Source organism: Psychrobacter sp. DM8, from assembly GCF_051307025.1.
Classification (GTDB): Bacteria; Pseudomonadota; Gammaproteobacteria; order Pseudomonadales; family Moraxellaceae; genus Psychrobacter.
Map to the genome: position 1 here is coordinate 2692031 of NZ_CP195538.1, position 21824 is coordinate 2713854.

The 21824-nt window shown below is 44.9% G+C and carries 24 protein-coding genes; 12 read left to right on the plus strand and 12 right to left on the minus strand.

Annotated elements, in window-relative coordinates; genetic code table 11:
* Positions 1–21: 21 nt before the first annotated feature.
* The 3 genes from pheS to rpmI form a co-directional block, all read right to left on the minus strand.
* Positions 22–1077: a phenylalanine--tRNA ligase subunit alpha gene (gene pheS / locus ACR64J_RS11500; RefSeq protein WP_317200075.1), complete on the minus strand. Its 1056-nt coding sequence runs from the start codon at positions 1075–1077 to the stop codon at positions 22–24.
* Positions 1078–1276: 199 nt separating this feature from the next.
* Positions 1277–1633: a 50S ribosomal protein L20 gene (gene rplT / locus ACR64J_RS11505; protein ID WP_317200074.1), complete on the minus strand. Its 357-nt coding sequence runs from the start codon at positions 1631–1633 to the stop codon at positions 1277–1279.
* Positions 1634–1688: 55 nt separating this feature from the next.
* Positions 1689–1886 carry a 50S ribosomal protein L35 gene (gene rpmI, locus ACR64J_RS11510; protein WP_317200073.1) on the minus strand — a complete coding sequence of 66 codons (198 nt, stop codon included), beginning with the start codon at positions 1884–1886 and terminating at the stop codon, positions 1689–1691.
* Positions 1887–2297: 411 nt separating this feature from the next.
* On the opposite strand from rpmI, the gene ACR64J_RS11515 reads away from it, so the two are divergent.
* The 5 genes from ACR64J_RS11515 to tatC all read left to right on the plus strand — a co-directional run bounded on the left by ACR64J_RS11515 (position 2298) and on the right by tatC (position 5641).
* Entirely contained in the window at positions 2298–2744 is a 447-nt protein-coding gene (locus tag ACR64J_RS11515) for a thioesterase family protein (RefSeq protein WP_317200072.1), read from the plus strand.
* Positions 2745–2920: 176 nt separating this feature from the next.
* The gene (gene hisIE, locus ACR64J_RS11520; RefSeq protein ID WP_435949790.1) at positions 2921–3742 is read left to right on the plus strand and encodes a bifunctional phosphoribosyl-AMP cyclohydrolase/phosphoribosyl-ATP diphosphatase HisIE; all 822 of its coding nucleotides are present in this window, start codon (positions 2921–2923) and stop codon (positions 3740–3742) included.
* Positions 3743–3826: 84 nt separating this feature from the next.
* Positions 3827–4102 (plus strand): Sec-independent protein translocase subunit TatA, encoded by a 276-nt coding sequence (gene tatA / locus ACR64J_RS11525; protein ID WP_435949791.1) that lies wholly within the window; start codon positions 3827–3829, stop codon positions 4100–4102.
* Between the two features lie 79 nt (positions 4103–4181).
* On the plus strand, positions 4182–4802 hold the full coding sequence (tatB, locus tag ACR64J_RS11530; protein WP_435949792.1) for a Sec-independent protein translocase protein TatB: 621 nt from the start codon (positions 4182–4184) through the stop codon (positions 4800–4802).
* Positions 4802–5641 carry a twin-arginine translocase subunit TatC gene (gene tatC, locus ACR64J_RS11535; protein WP_435949793.1) on the plus strand — a complete coding sequence of 280 codons (840 nt, stop codon included), beginning with the start codon at positions 4802–4804 and terminating at the stop codon, positions 5639–5641. Before tatB ends, tatC begins: the two co-directional genes overlap by 1 nt.
* Before the next feature lie 54 nt (positions 5642–5695).
* On the opposite strand, the gene ACR64J_RS11540 is transcribed toward tatC, so the two are convergent.
* Entirely contained in the window at positions 5696–5830 is a 135-nt protein-coding gene (locus tag ACR64J_RS11540; RefSeq protein WP_435949794.1) for a hypothetical protein, read from the minus strand.
* Between the two features lie 16 nt (positions 5831–5846).
* On the opposite strand from ACR64J_RS11540, the gene ACR64J_RS11545 reads away from it, so the two are divergent.
* The gene (locus ACR64J_RS11545) at positions 5847–7343 is read left to right on the plus strand and encodes a UvrD-helicase domain-containing protein (RefSeq protein ID WP_317200066.1); all 1497 of its coding nucleotides are present in this window, start codon (positions 5847–5849) and stop codon (positions 7341–7343) included.
* 95 nt (positions 7344–7438) lie between these two features.
* On the plus strand, positions 7439–8467 hold the full coding sequence (locus ACR64J_RS11550) for a tRNA dihydrouridine synthase (protein WP_435949795.1): 1029 nt from the start codon (positions 7439–7441) through the stop codon (positions 8465–8467).
* A gap of 100 nt (positions 8468–8567) precedes the next feature.
* Here the strand turns inward: ACR64J_RS11550 and ACR64J_RS11555 are convergent, their stop codons facing one another.
* Together ACR64J_RS11555 and ACR64J_RS11560 are read right to left on the minus strand one after the other, a co-directional pair.
* Positions 8568–8993 (minus strand): MAPEG family protein, encoded by a 426-nt coding sequence (locus ACR64J_RS11555; protein ID WP_435949796.1) that lies wholly within the window; start codon positions 8991–8993, stop codon positions 8568–8570.
* A gap of 10 nt (positions 8994–9003) precedes the next feature.
* Positions 9004–9417, minus strand: a complete 414-nt coding sequence (locus tag ACR64J_RS11560; RefSeq protein WP_435949797.1) for an OsmC family protein — start codon at positions 9415–9417, stop codon at positions 9004–9006.
* 437 nt (positions 9418–9854) lie between these two features.
* Between ACR64J_RS11560 and ACR64J_RS11565 the strand changes: the two genes are divergently transcribed.
* Positions 9855–10376, plus strand: a complete 522-nt coding sequence (locus tag ACR64J_RS11565) for an RNA pyrophosphohydrolase (RefSeq protein WP_317200062.1) — start codon at positions 9855–9857, stop codon at positions 10374–10376.
* Positions 10377–10680: 304 nt separating this feature from the next.
* On the opposite strand, the gene ACR64J_RS11570 is transcribed toward ACR64J_RS11565, so the two are convergent.
* A complete protein-coding gene (locus ACR64J_RS11570; RefSeq protein WP_435949798.1) occupies positions 10681–11502 on the minus strand; it encodes an NRDE family protein in 822 nt (273 codons plus the stop codon).
* A gap of 44 nt (positions 11503–11546) precedes the next feature.
* On the minus strand, positions 11547–13178 hold the full coding sequence (locus ACR64J_RS11575) for a DUF4139 domain-containing protein (RefSeq protein ID WP_435949799.1): 1632 nt from the start codon (positions 13176–13178) through the stop codon (positions 11547–11549).
* Between the two features lie 289 nt (positions 13179–13467).
* Between ACR64J_RS11575 and lgt the strand changes: the two genes are divergently transcribed.
* From lgt to ACR64J_RS11590, 3 genes are read left to right on the plus strand one after another with little or no spacing between them, the layout of a single operon-like run.
* Positions 13468–14349: a prolipoprotein diacylglyceryl transferase gene (gene lgt, locus ACR64J_RS11580; protein WP_435949800.1), complete on the plus strand. Its 882-nt coding sequence runs from the start codon at positions 13468–13470 to the stop codon at positions 14347–14349.
* Between the two features lie 29 nt (positions 14350–14378).
* A complete protein-coding gene (locus ACR64J_RS11585) occupies positions 14379–15287 on the plus strand; it encodes a thymidylate synthase (protein ID WP_435949801.1) in 909 nt (302 codons plus the stop codon).
* 33 nt (positions 15288–15320) lie between these two features.
* A complete protein-coding gene (locus ACR64J_RS11590) occupies positions 15321–15893 on the plus strand; it encodes a dihydrofolate reductase (RefSeq protein WP_435949802.1) in 573 nt (190 codons plus the stop codon).
* Positions 15894–16380: 487 nt separating this feature from the next.
* Here ACR64J_RS11590 and uvrC read toward each other — a convergent pair whose 3' ends face one another.
* The 3 genes from uvrC to ACR64J_RS11605 all read right to left on the minus strand — a co-directional run bounded on the left by uvrC (position 16381) and on the right by ACR64J_RS11605 (position 20384).
* Positions 16381–18252 (minus strand): excinuclease ABC subunit UvrC, encoded by a 1872-nt coding sequence (uvrC, locus tag ACR64J_RS11595; protein WP_435949803.1) that lies wholly within the window; start codon positions 18250–18252, stop codon positions 16381–16383.
* A 141-nt stretch (positions 18253–18393) separates the two neighbouring features.
* Positions 18394–19917, minus strand: a complete 1524-nt coding sequence (locus ACR64J_RS11600; protein WP_435951073.1) for a DUF3360 family protein — start codon at positions 19915–19917, stop codon at positions 18394–18396.
* A gap of 140 nt (positions 19918–20057) precedes the next feature.
* Complete coding sequence (locus ACR64J_RS11605; RefSeq protein WP_317200055.1) at positions 20058–20384, minus strand: HNH endonuclease; 327 nt, start codon at positions 20382–20384, stop codon at positions 20058–20060.
* A 194-nt stretch (positions 20385–20578) separates the two neighbouring features.
* Between ACR64J_RS11605 and ACR64J_RS11610 the strand changes: the two genes are divergently transcribed.
* The gene (locus ACR64J_RS11610) at positions 20579–21133 is read left to right on the plus strand and encodes a DUF4442 domain-containing protein (RefSeq protein WP_317200054.1); all 555 of its coding nucleotides are present in this window, start codon (positions 20579–20581) and stop codon (positions 21131–21133) included.
* Between the two features lie 245 nt (positions 21134–21378).
* Here ACR64J_RS11610 and rplS read toward each other — a convergent pair whose 3' ends face one another.
* The gene (rplS, locus tag ACR64J_RS11615) at positions 21379–21810 is read right to left on the minus strand and encodes a 50S ribosomal protein L19 (protein WP_317200053.1); all 432 of its coding nucleotides are present in this window, start codon (positions 21808–21810) and stop codon (positions 21379–21381) included.
* Positions 21811–21824: the final 14 nt, after the last annotated feature.

The following is a 21824-nucleotide window of genomic DNA, read 5'->3' on the forward strand; positions in this document are numbered from 1 at the left end:
GGAGTACCTGTCATATCAACATTAGCCAAACTGTTTTAAAAAGCGTACATCGTTTTGGAAAAATAGGCGCAAATCATCGATGCCGTAATACAACATGGCAAAGCGCTCAATACCCATGCCAAAAGCAAAGCCAGTATATTTGTCGCTATCAATACCGCAGTTGGTCAGCACTTGTGGATGCACCATGCCGCAGCCCATAACTTCAAGCCATTTGCCATTATCATCTAAGATATCGACTTCAGCTGAAGGCTCAGTAAATGGGAAGAATGACGGACGAAAACGCACAGTCAATTCTTTAGCAAAAAATGCCTCTAAGAACTCACTAATCAAGCCTTTTAGCTCAGCGAAGGTACTTGACTCGGTGACCATAAGGCCTTCTAACTGATGGAACATCGGCGAGTGAGTTTGGTCTGAGTCATTGCGGTATACGCGGCCTGGGCAGATAATCCGAATCGGCGGCGCTGTCTGCTCCATCGTACGAATTTGCACCGGACTGGTATGCGTACGTAATAGATAGTGTGCGTCAAAATAAAACGTATCGTGCATGGCGCGCGCTGGATGATGCGAGGGAATATTGAGTGCTTCAAAGTTATAATAATCGCTCTCAACTTCAGGGCCTGTAGCCACATTGAATCCCGCTTGTACAAAATACTGCTGCATACGCTGAGTAATCATCGTCACCGGATGCAGATGGCCTTTTTGAGCACCGCGAGCTGGCAAAGTGATATCGATGCTCTCGCTTGCCAGCTTGGCATTTAATGCTGCCACTTCCAGCTTTTGCTGCTGATTGGTCAATGCCTCTTGAATACGGCTACGCACCCCGTGCAACCAGCCGCCGTAGGTTTTTTTGTCGTCGCTACTAAGTTTACCCATCTGCTTTGAGAAGCCCGTTAACGCACTTTTTTTGCCCGTCAATTGTACGCGCAAATCTTGTAAAATACGCACATCAGTGACTTGCACTACTAAAGCTTCAGCGGCGCTAGCAAACTCATTAAGCTGAGACTCATTGAGTTCACTCAGCTCTGGGGACAGGGTCGGTAGCGCCGACAAATCGGGGGTGGCAGCAGGGCTAGTCATAAGACGTGTTATTCCTGATTAAGACAAATGATTAGTGGTAAGTCATTGTAGGGGTTTGAGCAAATTTTGCAAACGCTCTACCCCAGTAGATGATCTGATATAAAAAAAGCCACCGACCAGCGGTAGCTTTTATTAATAACGCATATTACTCTTATCTAATAGATGCTTAGCATATAAGCCTCTAAAGACAGACTAATAGTTATGCTAGTTCCGCTTTTGCTTTTTCGACCAAAGCTGTAAAAGTCGCAGCATCATGCATAGCGATGTCAGCTAAAACGCGACGATCGATTGCGATGTTGGCTTTTTTCATGCCATTGATAAAGCGGCTATAGCTTAAACCGTTTAAGCGTGCACCAGCATTGATACGGGCAATCCAAAGACGACGGAAAGAGCGTTTTTTGTTGCGACGGTCACGATAAGCATATTGACCTGCTTTGGTCACTGCCTGTACCGCTACGCGATAAACACGTGAACGGGCACCGTAGTAGCCTTTTGCACGCTTTAAGATTTTTTTGTGACGGCGATTTGCCTGTACACCACGTTTTACACGGGCCATAAATTACTCCAAGAATTTTAAGATAAAATAAGCTGTATCGAGTTACAAAGATCTATTAGATGTAGGGGCACATACGACGAACTGCTGCTTCGTCAGATTTGCTTACCAACTTAAGACCACGTAACTGGCGAATACGCTTAGGTGATTTCTTGGTCAAGATATGGCTTTTGAAGGCTTGCTTACGCTTAAAGCCGTTCGCTGTTTTTTTGAAGCGTTTTGCTGCACCGCTTCTGGTTTTCATCTTAACTTTCATGATGATGTGCCTCTTTTTCTGTGTTAGAACCTGGTCGTCAAATAGTGAGTAATGCCCAGTGATTATATTCATAATCACTAAACTGCTATTTGCCTCGAGGTGGGAGGCGCTATTTTAGCAGATAGTACGCTGTTTTGCCAAAGAAATTTTGAGAGTCATAACGAAAGAGTATAGAGTGATTAATTCAAGATAAATCTAAGCTTTTATTCATATTTAATCATCGTGCAAACTTTGTATCAGGTATACTTAATTTTTTATCATTAAAAACGATACGCTTGTACTTATTATTGTTTTTTTAAGCATCGTTTTTTAGTATCTACAATAGCAACTAAATCTACCTTGTTTATATAAATGCTTGTATATAAGTACCCGTTTATAAAAGTACCTACCTCAAACCATACTTAGGAGAAAATGGTGTCAAGCCAACCGCTGATATTTGATAGCAGAGTATTCGTTTTTGAAACCTTGCTACATGTGCGAGCTATTGAGGTCAATACAAATCAATATCTGACTCTTGAGTCTTTAACCGCGTTGATGGTGGAAGCTAGAGAACAGTTTTTGCATTTCAAAGGTATTAAAGAGATCAGCGAAAACAATCAAGGCTTGGTCGTTGACAAATTGCAAGTACACATTATTAGCCGTGCACGAGTACGTGAAGCTCTACTTTTTGAAGTGGGTATTGAGCAAATAGATGATGAAGGCGGCAGTATAGCCATACGAGTGACTCGTATGTCTGATAACTCCTTGATCGCTAATTCTCGCCAGCATTTTGTCAACTATGATTACCGTTTGCAAAAGCTTACTACCATCAACGATGTGCTCAAACAATCACTTGTACCAAAGCACCTCTTATCTTGACCTACTTATAAATAACAACTCTTATCTTCGCTATCCTTTGACACTTTAGCATTTGCACTTTGGTAAAACTTCTCTAAAATACTAAAGCGACAAAGATAAATGTAATAAGTATCTATTATTCAAACCTTTGCTCATTTAGCACCTTCCCTTTGCTGTTTATAATAAGACCTTAGACTATGACCTCACCTGCTTGGCTTGACGCCATAACCTTCAATAGCGCAGGCCTAATTCCTGCGATTGCTCAAGATCACACCTCAGGACGTATTTTGATGATGGCGTGGATGAACTCTGAGGCATTGCAATTGACGGCGCAAACACAAACGGCTGTGTACTACTCACGCTCACGTGCCAAACTGTGGCATAAAGGCGAGACCTCAGGTCATACGCAGCTCGTACACGATATTCGCCTAGATTGCGATGCAGACGTCATTGTCCTCAGCGTCACCCAGATCGGTGGTATCGCCTGTCATACGGGGCGCGAGTCATGTTTTTATCAGCGTTTAGATATGTCAGGAGCAGAGCCTAAATGGCAAAGCGTGGACAAAGTCATCAAAGATCCCGCTGCTATCTATAGTACAACGTCTGCTCATTCTACTGACTCTAAAACAATTGTCGCAAATGATAAAGATGATAGTAATTTGCAACAAAACACCATCTTAACGCAACTAGATCAGGTCTTGGCTGAGCGTAAAAGTGCAAGCGCAGAGCACTCTTATGTTGCCAGTCTGCATGCTAAAGGATTAAATAAAATCTTAGAAAAAGTTGGGGAAGAAGCGATAGAAGCGATCATCGCTGCCAAAGATTTGGCGCACTGCGATAAAAGCCTCGACTCATCAGCATACGATAAAGCGCATAATGAGCTTGTATATGAGGTGGCTGATGTCTGGTTTCATACTTTGATTGGGCTATCTTGGTTCGATATAGAATCCAAGGCTGTACTCTCTGAGCTAGGACGCCGCTTTGGCTTATCTGGTATTGACGAAAAAGCGTCGCGCTAACCTGGATAATGATAACCTCAGCATAACTAAATACTTTAGATGCTATAATGCAAACACGTTTTATTAGGACATAAGGATACGACTATGGGCAGTTTTTCTATTACGCATTGGCTTATTTTGTTAGTCGTGGTGGTGATTGTATTTGGCACCTCCAAACTTAGAAATGCAGGCAAAGATTTAGGCGGGGCGGTCAAAGGCTTCAAAGAAGCGGTCAAAGATGAAGATATCGAGCATCAAAAAAAGCACCGTGTCCTTGATCATGACGCCAGCACGCAACAGAATGATAGCGCAAATGTGGGAACGAGAGTAGACGAAGTGGCGACTCCTATTAGTACTGATAACGAGAACCCCAAAGTGTAAGAACCCTAAAGTATAAAAGGCTTGCTTGTGCTAACACTTGCCTTCAACCTGTGATGCTTGATTACTATGCTTAACGACTATGTTTGATATTGGATTCTCTGAACTACTCTTATTTGGCGTGATTGCTTTGATTGTTTTGGGGCCAGAAAAATTGCCACAAGCGGCGCGCACGGCAGGTCAATGGTATGGCAAATTGCGCCGTACGATATCGACGCTGCAATCAGAGATTGAAGCGGAGCTTGATCTGGCTGAAACGCGGCAACTGATGCAAAAAGAGCTGGCTAAAATCCGTGAGACAGAAGCGGATATGCGCCGCGAGATGGCAGAGATGCGCGGTAGCATGAAAGAGTTTGAATCGTCACAGAATAAAGATATGAGCGGCAAAGACGATGAAGTAGATGACGGTGTTACAGACGACATCAAGCCGTCTGTACCTAACCAAGCTGATTACAGCTACCACTCGCAAGATCAAGAAGCGCTAGCAAGTCATAACACCGAACAAAACGCTCAACCTATCATTACGCGTCCGTGGGAGAACATGTGGTTTCGGCTCGGAGCTTATGATAAGGCGCGGCGACTGCCTACCCCACCCTATTTGCCTAACTATCAAGCGGACGTCTTATTACACGTTGATTTGAACAAAACCTCTCATTTTAATAACGATACCTACGCCTCTAAAAATATCTCGGAGGCTGACTGATGAAGCTATTTAAGCGGCAAAAAAGTCGCCAAGAAAAAATAGCAACTGATGAGGAGCTCACCTCAACAGGTAACTTGTCAGGCGCGTTTGCCGATATGCCTATTACTGAGCATTTGATTGAACTGCGAGCGCATCTGATAAAGATTTGCGCGGCTATCTTGATTATCTTTTTGGCGCTGGTTGGGTTCTCCCGTGAGCTGTATGATTTTTTGTCAGATCCGCTAGTGGCGCAGCTACCTGCCAACTCGACGATGATCGCAACTGACATTACCTCAAACTTTATGGCGCCGATACGCTTGACCATATTTGTCGCCGCGTTCTTTGCGATGCCCTATATCTTGTATCAAATCTGGTCTTTTGTCGCCCCAGGACTGTATAAAAAAGAGAAAAAAGTCGCTATCCCCGTTCTATTTTCTTCTATTGTTTTGTTCTATGCAGGCGTAGCTTTTGCCTATTTTGTGGTACTCAAAGGCGTGCTCAAATTCTTTATCGTGTTTGCACCGCAAAATGTGCTGCCAATGACAGATATCGATAGTTATTTAAGCTTTGCTCTAAAGCTATTTATGGTCTTTGGCGTAACCTTTGAGATTCCAGTAGTGACCTTGTTGTTGATATTAGCTGGTATTGTCTCCATTGACAGCTTAGAAGATAAACGCCGCTATATCATCGTCGGCTGTTTTGCGATTGCAGCGGTAGTCACGCCACCTGATGGCGTCTCTATGCTAATGCTCGCGTTTCCGATGTGGTTATTGTTTGAGCTGGGACTATTTTTGGCAAAAATTTTGATAAAAAAAGAACCTAATGCTGATTCGACAGCAGCCGTTAAATTAGATAAGTAGGTGAATTTAGGAGTTTTTTGACTTAAAGTAGGGCGCGCAATCTGCTACTATAGCTTAGCTTTTCACCCGTTTGCTTTTGCTTATTTTTACCTTTAATTGCACCTCAGCCATTGCCAATACAGTGGCTTTTTTTGCCCCTGCTGTTTTGCCCATATTCCAATACTTTAGCTTGAGCAAATAAGCTTTCATACCTTAGGTAACCTTTATGTCTGCATCTATGCCCGCTTATATGACCGACCCCACCGATGAGCAGCTAAATGCACTTAATATGGCGATGGATCAAAAGTCATTTAAAGTAGTGGCCTATGCAGGTGCGGGTAAAACTACAACGCTTAAGCTTATCGGGGAGCGCTTGCGCGGGCGCGGTTTGTACTTAGCTTTTAACAAAGCAATCGCTAACGATGCGCGAGCGAAATTCCCCCCACACGTTGATTGCCGTACTTTTCACTCATTGGCGTATCGGCACGTGGCGCGTGATATCACCGCCAAATTGTCCTTGCCTAGGTTCTCGCCCAAACGCTTGGGCGATGATTTGGGCTTGCAGCCAGTACAAGTGCGTCGGCAAATGGATGGTGTCAACAAATACATTACCTTGACGCCAGCGCGCCTCGCACGTTTTGTCAGCGATGCGGTCAGTAACTTTTGTAGTACTCATGCCAGCTACCCTGCGCCAAGACATATTCTGTTTCCAAGTTGGCTGGATGAGTCAGACGCCGAGCAGCTGCGTGAGATGCTCTACCCTGCTGTCGAGCAGCGCTGGCTACAATCGATTGACGCCCGCCATCCTGCGGGTATCGGTCATGACATTTACCTCAAACTTTGGGCACTCTCAAAACCTAGCATTCCTGCCGACTTTATCTTGTTTGATGAAGCGCAAGACGCCGATCCACTAATGATGGGGATTTTGACCCAGCAACCACGGCAGGTCATCTATGTTGGCGACGCTCATCAGCAGATATATGAGTGGCGCGGCGCAGTCAACGCCATGAAAAAGCTACCGCTGCCGCAAACTCTACTGACGCAGTCGTTTCGCTTTGGTGAACCTATCGCTGAGGTGGCCAATACTTTGCTCAAAGCCTTGCAAGAGGACGTGCCGTTAAAAGGTAATCCTGCCAAGCAGTCCTCTACAGAAAAAGGGTTAGTACATAGTAAAAAGGACGCGATACTCTGTCGAACCAATGCAGCTGCCATGGCGCAGCTACTGACAGGACTGAAACTTGGACACCGCGTAGCCTTGCAAGCAGATACTGATCGTATGCTAAAGTTCTGTCAGGCGGCTGAGAACCTTAAAAATGGTAAATCCGCTTATGGAGTGCCAGAGCTTGCCTACTTTTACAATTGGTCGGATGTGCAAGAGTACTCAGAAACCAATGAGGGTAGCGATCTCAAAACCTTAGTCAAGCTGGTCGATGATCATGGCACCAATGTACTCACCCAAGCAGTTAATAGTCTGACACGAATTGAGAATGCTGATTATGTCATCTCTACCGCGCACAAAGCTAAAGGACTAGAATGGGGCAAAGTTCAGCTCGATGATGACTTCTATTATGATGTCACCACTAACGGCATTAAGATTAGCCCTGAAGAATTGCGCTTGTTGTATGTTGCTTGTACGCGCGCGCAAGCCAATTTAGATATTCATCATATTAAAGATTTGATATTAGGATTGCAGTCGGGGAAAAAGGTAATTTTGAGTAAATAAGCAGCGTTGGTCACTTTAAAAGTAGTGTTAAAAACGTGGCCATTAGTTTTCCAATCTTATAAATACTTTCGATAGATAACAACGAATACATACCGATGAATAACGACAATCAGCAGACCTTATTGCTAATACAACCGAACCATATTCAAAAACTTTTCAACAATCCCGTCCGCCTTCTAGCCCCAATGGAAGGCCTAACTGACCCTTTAATGCGGCAAATCTTGACGCAAATTGCCACAGATTTAGGCCGTCCTTATGATTGGTCCGTTAGTGAGTTTATTCGCGTCACTCAGCACTTGCTGCCAGCGCATGTGTTCTATAGATACGTGCCAGAGCTGCATCAGGATGCCAAGACGACTGCTGGTACGCCCATTCATATTCAACTGCTCGGTAGTGAGGCAAATCTGATGGCAGAAAACGCCGCTTTCGCTTGCGAGCTTGGCGCGCCCGCTATCGATATTAATTTTGGTTGCCCTGCCAAGACCGTCAATAGTCATCGCGGCGGCTCAGTACTGCTTGATGAACCAGAAGTCATGTACGACATTATCAGCGCAGTCAGAAAAGCGGTGCCTGCTGATATTCCCGTATCAGCGAAGATACGTCTCGGCTATACCGATACTAGTCGTATAGATGATATACGCGGAGCGATCGACGCTAGTGGCGCAAATTGGTTAACCATTCATGCCCGTACCAAAACTCAAGGCTATAAGCCGCCTGCCTACTGGGACAAAATACAGAGCTTTAATGAGCTATCAATTCCAGTCATTGCTAATGGTGAGATATGGACAAGCGCGCAGGCGCAAAACTGTATGACGCAGTCAGGGACTAATCATTTGATGCTCGGTCGCGGTGCGGTGACGCGTCCCGATCTGGTTGCTCAAGTTGATGTTAAAGAAGACAACGCAGACCATACTCATCTGGCATGGCAGGATTTAACCAGTCATCAGATTGCATTTTTGCAGGGGCAAGCGAAGAATGATGTCGTGCTCGTTGGTCGCTACAAACAGTGGCTTGGTATGCTGACCAAAGGCTATAGCGAGGCTCAGCCGTTATGGAATAGTATCAAACGTGAAAAGAACAAAAACGCTATCATTGAGGCGATAAAACAAAGCAGTTATCAGTAAAACTACAAGACATTAAAACTTTAAGCCGTTAAAACTTTAAGACATTAAGAGCGAGTACCTAGTAACAGATTTGCCTCACTCTGTGCTAATAACTCAATTCTTAAGTACTCATCCTAATTGCTAAATAAAACAGCATTAGTGAGCAGACCATCGATAGCACCCACAGTACCGAGCGAAACGTCGCCAAATTAGTGATATAGGCGACGCAGTAACCTACCCTTATCAGTACATATAACCATGCCAATACATTGATAATAGACTGTGGTACAAAGAACAGCATAGCGACTATTACTGCTGCCAAAAACACAGGCAATGTCTCGTAACTGTTTTGCTGGGCGGCATTTGCGCGGGCGGCAGGGCCAGTCGTATCTTGCAAAAATCTGCGCGGATGTGCGTTGTCAGCAAGTCCAAAACCGCCAAAAGCTTTGGCAGTTATCGCCATTATTAAAGGCAACAGGCTAGCTACCACCATTGCCCATATTGCAGAAGCTGCAGTATCAGACATCAATCCAAAAATTATGTTCATTGGGTTTGTCCTAACCTGCGATATTTTCAAAATCGTGAGTGATATCTACCCCGCCCTGCACTAGCATTCGACTCGCGGAACAATATTTTTCAGCCGATAGTTTAATAGCGCGCTCAATCTGTTTATCAGACACGTCTTTGCCTGTGACCACAAAATGCATATGAATAGCCGTATAAACTGCAGGTACAGTTTGGGCACGCTGAGCGGTCAGCTCGCAGCGCACATCACTGACGTCTTGGCGCGACTTTTGTAAAATAGCGACCACATCATAACTGGCGCAGCCGCCAAGCCCCAATAGTATCAGCTCCATAGGGCTTGCGCCTTTTTCTTTGTCGGCGTCGATTTGTACATTATGTCCTGATGGTGACACGCCCATAAAGGCTTTGTTTCCTTGCCATGTGACGCTTGCTTTTGATTCTGACATTATTTATCGTCCTTTGTTAATCGCTACCTAAAAATTATACATACCAGTCTAAATTTACGATTTAGCTAGTGTAGCACAAGCCAAAACCAGATTTTATGACGTGATTGTCACATGTCGTTAATGATTCAATCGACTTTAGAGTAAGCAGTAGCTTTTAGAAGTGGATAGATTTTTAGTAGATGACTTGGTTATTTTTGTGATGAAACTGAGTGAGTAACTCTAAATTTATATCGCACGTAAGCCACTGATTTTAAATGGTTAAATTCGTGAAACATTTTATAGCAAAATAGCGTTACACATTTTGTCGGTTTCTTGGTTTAATGGTGGTAATGAATCTCATTTTGACTCAGTATAAACAGCCATCACCTTATAATAATTATGATGGCTGTTTATACTTTTAAAATGAGCTATTTTTATCACATTTAAAAGGTTTAGTCATGATAGATGCAGACGGCTTTCGCGCCAATGTCGGTATCATCTTGGCAAATACACAAGGACAAGTCCTGTGGGCAAAACGTATAGGTCACAACGCTTGGCAGTTTCCGCAAGGCGGTATCGATCGCGGCGAGACTCCTATGGACGCGATGTATCGTGAGCTTTGGGAAGAAGTCGGACTGCATCCACGTCATGTCGATTTGTTAGCGGTAACGCAAGATTGGTTACGTTATCGTCTACCCAAGCGCTACGTGCGCCACGGACAGCATCCTTTATGTATTGGGCAAAAACAAAAATGGTTTTTGCTACGCTTAGATGAGCCAAATACACAACACATTCGCTTTGATGAAGGAAAACCTGAGTTTGACCATTGGCAATGGGTCAGCTACTGGTATCCACTCGGACAAGTGATTCACTTTAAACGCGGGGTTTATCGGCGTGCACTTCAGGAGCTAGCACGCGAATTACCCCTTAGGCAAGAGCTGATTATTCCTGAGCAGAACAATCATTTGCTGATGGAATAAGCGCTTGCACAAACGAAAAATGCTCGCTGTAATATCTAAACAATCAGATATTATGGCGGGCATTTTTTATGTTGACCTATCTATTTAAAATAAAAATTTTATAGTTTAGGGTCTGTTGAATTTATACTAACCTAGAAATTACGATTAACTTTATCAAAAGTGATAGGTCTAAAAAGCATCAACTATTTAACAATGTTTGCGTAGGCTGTGGCTTTAGCCCAGCATTTTGCTTTTGCAAAGTATTGAGCTGGGCTAAAGCCACAGCCTACAAAGATTAGTATTAGCGTAAATTTCCCGAACTACTTTAAACCCTAGAAGTAAGGTTATCAGTTTCAAGACTAATCAATTGCACCTTTATTTTTGACTCATCCTGCTTATTATGCAAGGTTAAGATGCTTTGTGTCCGCGTGCCGTAACTTGGCATGAGGCCATTAGTTAGTGCCAAGATATTGTCAGGCTCTATATAAATAGAGGATAGCGCTTGCTCGATATCTGTCGCCACTCCCGTCTCTGGTAATTGCCCTACTGGCGCAGGCGTTACATCGGACATGACATTGAACGCCGCCGCTTGCCAGTAGTCAGGATGACTATCCTCAGCGATCAGTGGCAAGACTTCTTGACGCAAGCGACCACGTAGCCTTTGGGTCTTAAACCATTTGTCCTCAAACTGTCCGTTAGATAATACGTGCAAGCCTGCATACAATGGTGTTGGGGCATGACCACGATTATTGACGGCAACAGCTTGCTGCGCATCCCCGACGATAAGATTAAACCCTGCGTACTCTTGCAACTCAATCTGCCGTGCAAACTCCATCGGACTTTGAGTGCCGCGCAAAAATTCAGTCACCAGCTCACCGCGCGAGCGCTCATCCTCTCGTGCTTGCACGCCATCACGAAAGTTCAAAACGGCCGCCCAGCGCCCATTTTGTTGTATGCCGTTAGCATCTTTGTTTTGGTGAATGCCAAGCCAAGTGCCGCCACTCCTATTATCTCGTCCGGCATATATAGGTGCATCATCCCACTGATGGACAGGCGTGGTCGGGCGCTCCAAAAACTCATCACGGTTAGAGAGTAAAACCAAAGGCAGATCGTCAAATAGCTGCCAAGCAATAGCGACAATACACATAGTTATCCTTTATTCATAAAAGCGTAAATGGCTAAAACCAGATATCAATTACCCGTCAATATTTTGTCTGCAGGATAACTCACTTGTGATGTCGATTGTATGACTGCTGATTGCTTGCTAGGTAGCGTAAACTCCCAAGCGACCATACCTTGATTATCATTCCAGTTGCGCTCAGTGACAGGCGGCGTATGGGTTACCGTGACCTTGAGATCATCATCGCGGCTGACAGGCTCGCTGCCTAATACTTGTAGCTGGCGCGCCTTATTATGCTGATTGGTAAACTGATAGGCTTGGGTGGTGGTCAGTGTTTGGGTGCGATTAAACACGCCTTTATCGCCTTGTTTGTCATCGTCTTTGATCTCCTTGACGAGGATATTGGGATCAATTCCAAAGCCAATGCCTTGCTCTTTTAGCGTCTGATAACTGTAACGCGACTGACCAACATAATTGTCATCACGATATAGTTGCAATGAGCCATCTACCCAAGCTGGGGTAATAAATGGTGCTGAGGCATACCAGTACGCTGCGGTTTCTATACTTGGCGTACTACGCAGCCAGAGCTTGCTTGCTCCTGACTGCTCATCGAGTACAGTGCGCACGCGTCTACCATCACTTGGAATACTTACGCGTTGCGGCAGACGGTACTCGATAATACCGTTTTTGTTTTGACTACTCACCGTAAAGCTCGGTAGCGGCGCTCTATTAGGCTGATCAGCACCCGCATAATCTGCTTCGCCAGAGACGACTACAGGCATAGCCTCCATGACTGGTGCCGCACTCCTAGCGATTTTACCTCGGCTCTCATCATATAACCCCAAGCGCTTAACACGCGGCAATCGGCTGCTAGTGTTTTGATTGGGATTGACGGTACTAAGGGTCAGCGGCACATTGCTCCAGTTCTCGCCAGTTTGCTGAGCAATAATCGCTGAGGCGGTAATATTAAGCTGCTCAGTATTGGTATTTAGCCGCGCTTGATAGGTGGGCTCCCAACTGGCACCGCGTACTTGATAGTGCAGCTTGACTGCAGCAGGCGTGCGACTGGCAGTGCGCACGCTTACTTGTGTCACTGTCGTACCCGTCGAGGTTGCGCTGCCAGCCATCAGCTGATTGAGCTCGTCTTGCGCCAATGCTTGGCGCTGCTGTATGGCTAATATTCTTTTATTGACTGCTGCCGCTTGAGCCTCGATATCGCGTGCGTTGCTCGATGGCGTACCATCAGTACTGATCTGAGTGACTTTGGTAAGATTTTGAAGATATGCCTTTGCCAAGCGCGCCGCTTCTAGCTCCGCGGTAATCTCAGCGAGGCTGTTTTGCTTAGTCTGGACAGCGGCATCTGCTTGATACTGACACTGCGCCGCCTGCTCGCCGCTGAGCGTCTCGGTACTGATCTCACCAATATTGACGCCACTACTTGCTTGTACGCTCAGACTATTTTGATCTATAAAAGGTGATAAGCATGAAAAAACTAGGGTCTGCTCGCCGCCTCCACTAGTAGGTAGCGCGCGAGTCACGCTTGCTAGGCCTTGATAAATAGTGATTTTCTCAATACTGCTTGGCGCTGATTGAGCCGTATTTATACTAAAAAATGCCAAACTAGCTAAGCTAAGTGAAAAAGCGCTTTTACTTAATAACCGTCTAGATAATGGCTCAGAGGTCTGTACAAAATGGTTTAACATAATAGTCCTTTAAAATAGTCATCCCTTAAATTGCTTTCTTACTATCCTAACCTTTAATATTTAGCAGATTTTTTGCAAAGGCATTTAGCCTTTCATCTTAGCGAGTTTTAAGCGCTTTATCTAGATAATAGCGTTACGAGTTACTGGATAATAGTCAAAGTTTCCGTAACTTTGCGCGTTAGGCTGCTTTTTATGTCAAGTCAGTTTTTGCTTAGAGCAAGATGGTATGCCTAAAGAGCTATTTTTGCTATTATGAGCCACATTCTATTATCAATTGTATGATGCCCTTATGATGATTCATCCCCAGTATGACCCTGTTGCCTTAGCGCTTGGCCCTGTTGAAGTCCACTGGTACGGCTTTATGTATTTACTGGCCTTTGCTGCCGCTTACGGGCTGGCGTGGTATCGCAGCACCAAGCGTGAGGCTTGGTCTACAGATATGGTCTCAGATCTAGTGTTCTTTGGTGCACTCGGCGTCATCTTGGGCGGGCGTATTGGTTACGTGTTATTTTATCAGTTCGGCGAGCTACTACAAAACCCCGCCTACTTGCTCAAAGTCTGGGAAGGCGGTATGTCCTTTCATGGTGGCCTGATCGGTGTGGCACTTGGGATGTTGTACTTTGCCCGCAAATACAAAAAGACGCCGTTTCAAGTGCTCGATTTTATTGTCCCTTGCGTGCCGACAGGCTTGTTATTTGGGCGCATAGGAAACTATATTAATGGCGAGCTTTGGGGACGCGTCTCTGATGGCGGCTATAATTGGCTCACCTACTTTCCGCAAGCAGCGGCGTTCGATATGCAGCTGCTACAGAACAATCCAGCTCTACAAACGATAATGACTGAGGTTAATGGACAGTACCTATTGCCGCGTCATCCTTCGCAGCTCTATCAAGCGCTCACTGAAGGCCTGCTTCTTTTCTTATTATTATGGTGGTATTCGTCAAAACCGCGCCCACGTATGGCGGTAACTGGCGTGTTCATGCTCGGTTATGGCTTTAGCCGCTTTATCACTGAGTTCTTCCGTCAGCCTGACGCTGATCAAGGCTTTATCTTATTAGGCTGGGTGACCAAAGGGCAGATATTAAGTGCGCCGATGATTATTATCGGTATCGTTCTCATTATCTTGGCTTACAGACGCAGTGTTTATGATTGGGGCAAGCAAGCTTATTAATTCATTATTAAAGCGCTAGAGAGCATCTTATGATTAGTAACAACAAAAACGAGCAAGCCTATCTCGACTTACTGCAGTATGTATTGGACAACGGCACCGAAAAGGGCGACCGTACGGGGACAGGTACGCTTAGTCACTTTGGCGCGCAATTGCGTTTTGATTTGGCTGATGGCTTTCCGCTACTGACGACCAAAAAGGTGCACTTTAAGTCCATCGTCTATGAGTTATTATGGTTTTTGAGTGGTAGCACTCACGTTGAGTATCTGCAACAAAACGGTGTGCGTATCTGGAATGAATGGGCAACTGGCGAGCAGACCGCGCGCTTCAACCGTCCTGCGGGTGATCTAGGCCCAGTCTACGGTCATCAGTGGCGCAATTATGGCGCAAGTAAGAAGGATGACGCTGCTAAAATAGCGACGAATAAGCAGAGTCAGCACAATCATCAAAGCCAATACAATAATGACGGCGTCGATCAAATCAGCGAGGTCGTTGAGCAAATAAAGACCAATCCCAACTCACGCCGTTTAATCGTCTCAGGCTGGAATCCTGTAGAGGCCAACCAAGTGGCGCTGCCGCCTTGTCATACGCTATTTCAGTTCTTTGTCGCAGGCAACAAGCTCTCCTGCCAGCTTTATCAGCGCTCAGCCGATCTGTTCTTGGGCGTACCGTTTAATATCGCTAGTTATGCGCTACTGACCCATATGATCGCGCAAGTGTGCGGATTAGAGGTTGGCGAGTTTATCTGGACAGGCGGCGATTGTCACATTTACCAAAACCACCGCGAACAAGCAGAGCTACAATTAACGCGGACACTTTTGCCGTTGCCGACATTAACACTGAGTCGTGATGTTAATGATATTTTTGCTTTTAAATACGAAGACATTAGCGTTGAAGGTTACGAGTCGCATCCGGCTATCAAAGCCAAAGTTGCCGTATAAATATTTTCTACTTTTATGTCATAAGGATAAGTCATGAGTTATGCCCATACCGAAGTTGCCCAAATCGCTGCTATTAGCAGTAATCGCTGTATCGGAAAAGACAATGCGCTGCCGTGGCATATCTCAGCGGATCTTAAGCATTTTAAGCAGATGACCACTAAGCAAAGCGATGCCGATGACATTCAAGGCATCGTCATCATGGGCCGCAAAACTTTTGAGTCAATGGGCAGCAAGCCTTTGCCAAAACGCGCTAACTTTATTATCAGCACGCAGATGGACTATGCTGAGCAAAAGGGTCTAAAAGATAACGAGAATACTTATGTCATGCACAATTTGGACGATGCATTGACGCAAGCGGCGAGCCTAGCACATGGCGCGCATCTTGAGACCATTTGGATTATTGGCGGTGAGAAAGTGTTTAAAGACGCGATGATGTACACTGATCGTATTGAGCTGACCCATGTCGATACAGACATTAAGGACGGTGATGCCTTTTATCCAGAGCTGCCTGATGACTTTGTAGTAGCGCAAGAGTCTGAGCAGATGCACGATGATAAAAGCAAGCTGGACTATCGTTTTGTGACTTATAAGAGAAAAACAGATTAAATCGGTTATATATGATGCTAACTGTTTACAAATTATTAAAGAATAGGAGGAACCAAATATGGAAAATTAAAAAAGCTCAGCAAAATTAATTGCTGAGCTCAAAAAACTTTTATATAAGACAACTATGGAGCTAGACCCCATTGTTAGCATATAAATAAAGTTTATTTACCTTGGTAGGGTTTATATATTTTATAGTAAATGCTGATAATAGCAAATGCTAATAAATGTCTGTACTCCATAGTTGTGAAATTTTCATAACAAATATGGAGAAACAAATGACAAGAGTGTATTGTCGTTATCCCAAAGCTGTGCATGTTCGTTGGTACTGGCGTTATAGACTTAATCGTTGGGAGCGCGTTTGCGAACATTGTCGCAGTTACCCAAATCAACAATTATGCTTCGATTTTTAATGTTTAAAAACTAGATGTTATTGATTTTAAAATGCCAACAGCACAATCGCTGTTGGCATTTTTTATGATGAATCGGATTATTCGTGCAACACTTTATAAATCGTTTTTGCTAGTACCGGACCGATGCCTGCAACTCCTGCCAGCTCTTGCTGCGAGGCACCAAGTAGCTTTTGTATACCGCCAAAATGATTAAGCAGATCACGGCGACGTTTTTCGCCCAGTCCCGGTATGACTTCTAGTACTGACGATGAGCGGCGCTTATCACGTTTTTTGCGGTGCGCGGTAATGGCAAATCGATGCGCCTCATCACGAATATGCATCAGTAAATGTAGTGCTTTACTATCCATAGGCAAATCAAGCGGCTCATGATCGATAAAGTGTAATACCTCAAGCCCCGCCTTTCGCCCCTCGCCTTTTGCCACACTGATTAGCAAAGTATCGCCAAGAATACCTAATTCCGTCAGCACCTCTTTTGCAATGCCTAGCTGACCTTTGCCACCATCAATAAGAAGCAAATCTGGTAATGGCTGTTTTTTATAACGGCGCGTGAGTACTTGTTTCATCGCCGCATAATCATCACCGCCGATAATGTCGTGAATCGCATATTGACGATAGTCACGCCGGCGCGCACCGCCTTGATCAAACACTACGCAGCTACCGATCGTCGCCTCGCCCATAGTATGAGAGATATCAAAGCATTCGATACGGTCAATCGTGCGATCGGTGACATCAGCTAGGACGTCTTTTAGCGCGCCAAAGCGAGCATGCAATTCTAGATAATCACCAAGCTTAGTCTTGAGCGCATTATTGGTGTTTAGTTTGGCCAAATCCAGCCACTCTGAGCGATGTTCACGTACATTGGTTTTGATAATCACTTTACTGCCAAAGTGCGTAGCTAGCGCTTCACTTACCGCTACTTGATCGGGCAATTCATGACTGAGAATAATCTCAGCTGGTAGATCATCAGTCACCTGAAAATAAAACGAGGTAATAAAGGCAGATAAGTTATCTGCTAGTGGCTCACTACTATCGACATCAGGGAAGTAGTTTTTACCGCCAAGTACCCGCCCGCCGCGTACCGTGAGCACATTGACGCAGCTCATGCCCGCTTGACTTGATATCGCGATGACATCAGCTTCGCCTTGTACCGTATAGACCGCTTGCCGCGCTTGTACTTCACGCAGCATAGAGAGCTGATCACGATAAAATACCGCCTTTTCAAAGTCTAATTCTTCTGCGGCATGCTCCATTTTATCGATCAGTGCACTATGAATATCGCTTGAATCACCCTTTAAAAACCGCACCGTGTTGTTGACGTCCTCAGCGTACTCTTCAGGGGATACCAGACCAACGCACGGCGCACGGCAGCGCTTGATCTGATACTCAAGACACGGGCGTTTGCGCTGCTTAAAAAAGGTATTAGTGCATTGGCGCATCTGAAACATCTTTTGCATCAGTACCAGCGTCTCTTTTGCGGCATGCGCTGACGGGAACGGCCCAAAGAAGCGTCCCTTTTGATGGTTGCCTTTACCGCGTCCGTAAGCCAATCTTGGATAAGGCTTGTCCGCTGAGATAAACACATACAAATAGGACTTATCATCGCGTAATAGCACATTATAAGGCGGACGATACTCTTTGATGAGGTTTTGCTCAAGTAGCAGTGCCTCGGTCTCACTACGAGTAATGATAGTTTCGATATTATGGATACGAGCAACTAATGCGCGCGTTTTGGGATGGTCTATGGTTTTGGCAAAGTAGCTGTTCACCCGACTTTTAAGGGATTTAGCCTTACCAACATAGAGGATGTCGCCGTTTTTACCCAGCATCTTATAGACGCCTGGCAGATTTGGCAGACGCTTGATGAGATGCTTAAGACGCAGCTGCTTGTCTTCTTTGCTGCTGGTTGTTGATTTATTATCAGTGATATCCACGACTGAGACCTTGTCCATAAACAATCATACTCATAAAATACTAAGTTACGCTTATTGATGGGGCAATATCAGGCATTTTGCAAGAAACACTATCAGGATAATTATCAAGGGATTACCAGCATAAAAAGCCAGCACAGAGCTGACTTTTATCCCAAAAAATCACTGACGAAAGCTTGGCGCTAGCGCTGGGATACCTGGAAGCATCCCGACCATAGCCATCACACCTGTTAGTATTATAAAAGTCACGACTGGTATTATCCAGCGACTCATTTTGGATAAATTTGCACTACGCTCTTTTGAGCCAATCAATCCTAAATTATCAAGCACTAGCGTGATCGACCAGCCAAAAGCTGGATTCACTAGTGCCGAGGCAAACACCACAATCGCAGCCGACTGGGTGGTTTTGCCTTCACGCGTCATCTCCATACCCGCCTCAAGAAGCGGGATAAACACCCCTACGATCAAGGCCACGCACATGACAGGCTCCCAAATGGCTAAGTCCATAGGATAGCCCCATACCCCTGCTATCAAGCAAAACAGTCCTGTCAATACTGCGCCTGCCGGAATAGGACGTTTGGCAATAGCAGCGGGAACGATATAAGTACCCCATGATGAGGCAAAATTAGCACCGCCCAATACCGAGCCTGCTACTTGACGTACTGATGCGCTGACCATCGTGTCATCGATATTCATCTGTACCCGTTCAGTACGCTCAGGGTAGCTGATCTTTTGAAACACTTGATGACCCAAAAAGTCAGGCGACCACATTGCGACTGCCAAAATAGCAAACGGCAATACTACAATAAAACTCTCAATAGTAGGTAGACCCAACATCCAGCCCGTGTTCTCGCCCCACCAGTACATCGGACTCATATTTGGTAAACCTGGCGGCGTTTTGAACGTAAACGGCGCGCCCATAGCAAAGGCGACACCGCCGCCAAGCAAACAGCTCAGTGGCACAGCGAGCCAGCGCTTTTGGTAATTCTCTAGTACCGCGTATAGCACAATCGTGAGCAAGATCACGGTAAAGGCAATATGCGCCATACCAATGCCCTCTGCCCAAGCAAATAGGTTTTTGACCTGCGAGGTAGTTCCAATAAAGCCCAAATATAGCAGCAGACCCCCGCACACGCCTTTACTGGTCAAGTTTGCCAGCAGACTTCCGCCTTTACTAATGGCTAATAATAACCCAAACGCACCAATCAGCAGACCAAAAGCCATCGGGTGACCACCTGCGGCAACCACAATAGGAATCAGTGGAATCAGCGGCCCATGAGTACCTGCCAAATTCGCCGTCGGTAAAAAAAAGCCTGAAAATAAGATAACAAAGAAGGAAACAATCAACAGCTCGTAACGGACGTTTTCGAGTATAAAAGCGTCACTTAAACCCAGTGGCCCTGCAAAAGTAGCTGCAATAGCCCCTACCATCACCACCTTGCCGATCATCGCCGCCATAGCTGGGATAGTATCCTCGTATTCAAAACGATAATCGCGAAAAGGTAAATTCACACCCCAACGCTTGGGCTGCATGATCTGTAGCTCACGTTCTAGATAAGCGTTACGGGTTTTAAAACTAGAACTAGGTTTGTGAAGATCAACGTAGCTTTTTGCAGAGTGCTCATGATCAGATGAAGGTGGTTGCTGCTTGGTTGGTTCAGTCGCGGGTATTTGCGTATTATTCATCATATCTCCTCACATTTTCTGAGATTTTGATAGAATGACGATATAAGCTATGACAAACATAATCGTCCAAAAAATAAGCGACTATTGTAGGACATTAGCATTTATAATACGAGCTTAGTGTGGATATTAACCAACATATATCAGCGTTTTACTCTTATTTTTAGACCTGAAGGACGTTTTTTTACCCATTTCACAAACTTTTGTACTTCGCTGTGGTCTTGTAGGCGTTCGATGGTATGATAATAATTAGCGAGCTCGTGATTGTCAAAGAGATGATGAATTTGACTGTGACAAGGACGACATAGCATAGCGATGTCGGTTTTCATCGTTTCACGATCAAAGTGGCGCTGCGTGCGCGATTTATTATGGCGTGATCTTGGTATTAGATGATGACGCGTTAAAACCAACTCATCACGACCACAGAGCTCACAGCGTATTATCGTATCAGTCTCATCGTTTTGCAGCATAGCAGTATACCTTTTGTTCTATATCCTATATGGTTAAGAGATGGGGTCAGCTTATTCATAAAATAGCTTTTATTCCCGATTGAAGCTAGTAGTGTCAAGCGCTTTTCATTATGATAGATTTCTTTTTATATCACTCAATAGCACCACCCTCAGTAGATAAGATAAAAAGCACTATAGGTTAAAAGGATAACATCATGCGACTGCTACCCAAACGATTTGAGACTCTAAAACGCAATACCAAAAAAAATATCGTACCATTACTTACGCCGCACCTGCTCAAATTACGTATCAATACCTACGCCCCTTATGTCGGTGCAGGTATCAAAATTGACTACGTGGATTTGGATCAAGGACTTTGCGTGGTTAGTATGGGCTTGACCGCTTTGAACAAGAACATTGTCGGCACGCAGTTTGGTGGTAGCCTCTACTCCATGGTAGATCCGTTTTATATGCTTATGCTGATGCATCAATTGGGTAGCAAGTATGTAGTCTGGGACAAAAGCTCACATATTGATTTTGTTGCGCCGGGCAACAGCAAAGTCACTGCTCGTATCAAAATACCGGCAGGCGAGATTGCAACTATCCGTAGTCTTACTGAAGATGGGGAGGCGGTATTTCGCGAATATACCGTAGATATCGTTGACGAGCAGCAAAAGACGGTTGCCACCGTGACCAAAAACCTCTATATCCGTCTGCGTAAGCACAGTAAGTCTAATGAGCAAAGCAGTCGCATGCCTATTCCTGATTAGGCTTTTAAGCATATTATGAATAATGTATAAAGGTAATAAGACACCCATACAAAAACCCCAATCTAACACCTGCTAGATTGGGGTTTTGTCTTTTTTGGTACGCCTACTTATTTATAATAAAACCTATGAATAAGGGCTTTACGCTGATCTAAAAACAATGGGTTCAAAGATCAACGTCGATATGAGCTTAGATACTTATACTCAGTATTTAAAAAGTGAAATACGTATACGTCGTATTTGACCCATTAAATACCAGGTGCAGTCTCAACCGCATCAGGAACACCAGCGTCAGTCTTTTTCTGAGCGCCTTGTTTTGCTGGACGTGCGCCAAGCTTCTCGCGGATACGTGCTGATTTACCAGAACGCTCACGTAAGTAGTAAAGTTTCGCACGGCGAACTGCACCGCGACGTTTGACTTCGATACTATCGATGATTGGTGAATGCAACTGGAATGCACGCTCAACACCAACGCCGCTTGAGATTTTGCGAACCGTAAATGCAGAGTTCAAGCCGCGGTTACGCTTAGCGATAACAACGCCTTCAAATGCCTGCAAACGCTCACGCTCACCTTCACGTACTTTTACTTGTACAACAACGGTATCGCCAGGACTAAAACTTGGACGTTCTACCAGCTGCGCATTTTCAACGCTTTGAACCAATGGATGCTTGTTGCTCATGAGAGTTATCTCCT

What these genes read in the sequence shown, in the direction of transcription:
- ACR64J_RS11585 (WP_435949801.1), top strand. Translation starts at nt 14,379, where the DNA reads ATGATTAGTAACAACAAAAACGAGCAAGCCTATCTCGACTTACTGCAG.
- ACR64J_RS11555 (WP_435949796.1), bottom strand. Translation starts at nt 8,993, where the DNA reads ATGAACATAATTTTTGGATTGATGTCTGATACTGCAGCTTCTGCAATA.
- tatB (WP_435949792.1), top strand. Translation starts at nt 4,182, where the DNA reads ATGTTTGATATTGGATTCTCTGAACTACTCTTATTTGGCGTGATTGCT.
- ACR64J_RS11545 (WP_317200066.1), top strand. Translation starts at nt 5,847, where the DNA reads ATGTCTGCATCTATGCCCGCTTATATGACCGACCCCACCGATGAGCAG.
- ACR64J_RS11550 (WP_435949795.1), top strand. Translation starts at nt 7,439, where the DNA reads ATGAATAACGACAATCAGCAGACCTTATTGCTAATACAACCGAACCAT.
- rplS (WP_317200053.1), bottom strand. Translation starts at nt 21,810, where the DNA reads ATGAGCAACAAGCATCCATTGGTTCAAAGCGTTGAAAATGCGCAGCTG.
- ACR64J_RS11565 (WP_317200062.1), top strand. Translation starts at nt 9,855, where the DNA reads ATGATAGATGCAGACGGCTTTCGCGCCAATGTCGGTATCATCTTGGCA.
- ACR64J_RS11540 (WP_435949794.1), bottom strand. Translation starts at nt 5,830, where the DNA reads ATGAAAGCTTATTTGCTCAAGCTAAAGTATTGGAATATGGGCAAAACA.
- rpmI (WP_317200073.1), bottom strand. Translation starts at nt 1,886, where the DNA reads ATGAAAGTTAAGATGAAAACCAGAAGCGGTGCAGCAAAACGCTTCAAA.
- tatA (WP_435949791.1), top strand. Translation starts at nt 3,827, where the DNA reads ATGGGCAGTTTTTCTATTACGCATTGGCTTATTTTGTTAGTCGTGGTG.
- ACR64J_RS11515 (WP_317200072.1), top strand. Translation starts at nt 2,298, where the DNA reads ATGGTGTCAAGCCAACCGCTGATATTTGATAGCAGAGTATTCGTTTTT.
- tatC (WP_435949793.1), top strand. Translation starts at nt 4,802, where the DNA reads ATGAAGCTATTTAAGCGGCAAAAAAGTCGCCAAGAAAAAATAGCAACT.
- ACR64J_RS11605 (WP_317200055.1), bottom strand. Translation starts at nt 20,384, where the DNA reads ATGCTGCAAAACGATGAGACTGATACGATAATACGCTGTGAGCTCTGT.
- ACR64J_RS11570 (WP_435949798.1), bottom strand. Translation starts at nt 11,502, where the DNA reads ATGTGTATTGTCGCTATTGCTTGGCAGCTATTTGACGATCTGCCTTTG.
- ACR64J_RS11560 (WP_435949797.1), bottom strand. Translation starts at nt 9,417, where the DNA reads ATGTCAGAATCAAAAGCAAGCGTCACATGGCAAGGAAACAAAGCCTTT.
- lgt (WP_435949800.1), top strand. Translation starts at nt 13,468, where the DNA reads ATGATGATTCATCCCCAGTATGACCCTGTTGCCTTAGCGCTTGGCCCT.
- ACR64J_RS11590 (WP_435949802.1), top strand. Translation starts at nt 15,321, where the DNA reads ATGAGTTATGCCCATACCGAAGTTGCCCAAATCGCTGCTATTAGCAGT.
- rplT (WP_317200074.1), bottom strand. Translation starts at nt 1,633, where the DNA reads ATGGCCCGTGTAAAACGTGGTGTACAGGCAAATCGCCGTCACAAAAAA.
- uvrC (WP_435949803.1), bottom strand. Translation starts at nt 18,252, where the DNA reads ATGGACAAGGTCTCAGTCGTGGATATCACTGATAATAAATCAACAACC.
- ACR64J_RS11600 (WP_435951073.1), bottom strand. Translation starts at nt 19,917, where the DNA reads ATGAATAATACGCAAATACCCGCGACTGAACCAACCAAGCAGCAACCA.
- hisIE (WP_435949790.1), top strand. Translation starts at nt 2,921, where the DNA reads ATGACCTCACCTGCTTGGCTTGACGCCATAACCTTCAATAGCGCAGGC.
- ACR64J_RS11610 (WP_317200054.1), top strand. Translation starts at nt 20,579, where the DNA reads ATGCGACTGCTACCCAAACGATTTGAGACTCTAAAACGCAATACCAAA.
- pheS (WP_317200075.1), bottom strand. Translation starts at nt 1,077, where the DNA reads ATGACTAGCCCTGCTGCCACCCCCGATTTGTCGGCGCTACCGACCCTG.
- ACR64J_RS11575 (WP_435949799.1), bottom strand. Translation starts at nt 13,178, where the DNA reads ATGTTAAACCATTTTGTACAGACCTCTGAGCCATTATCTAGACGGTTA.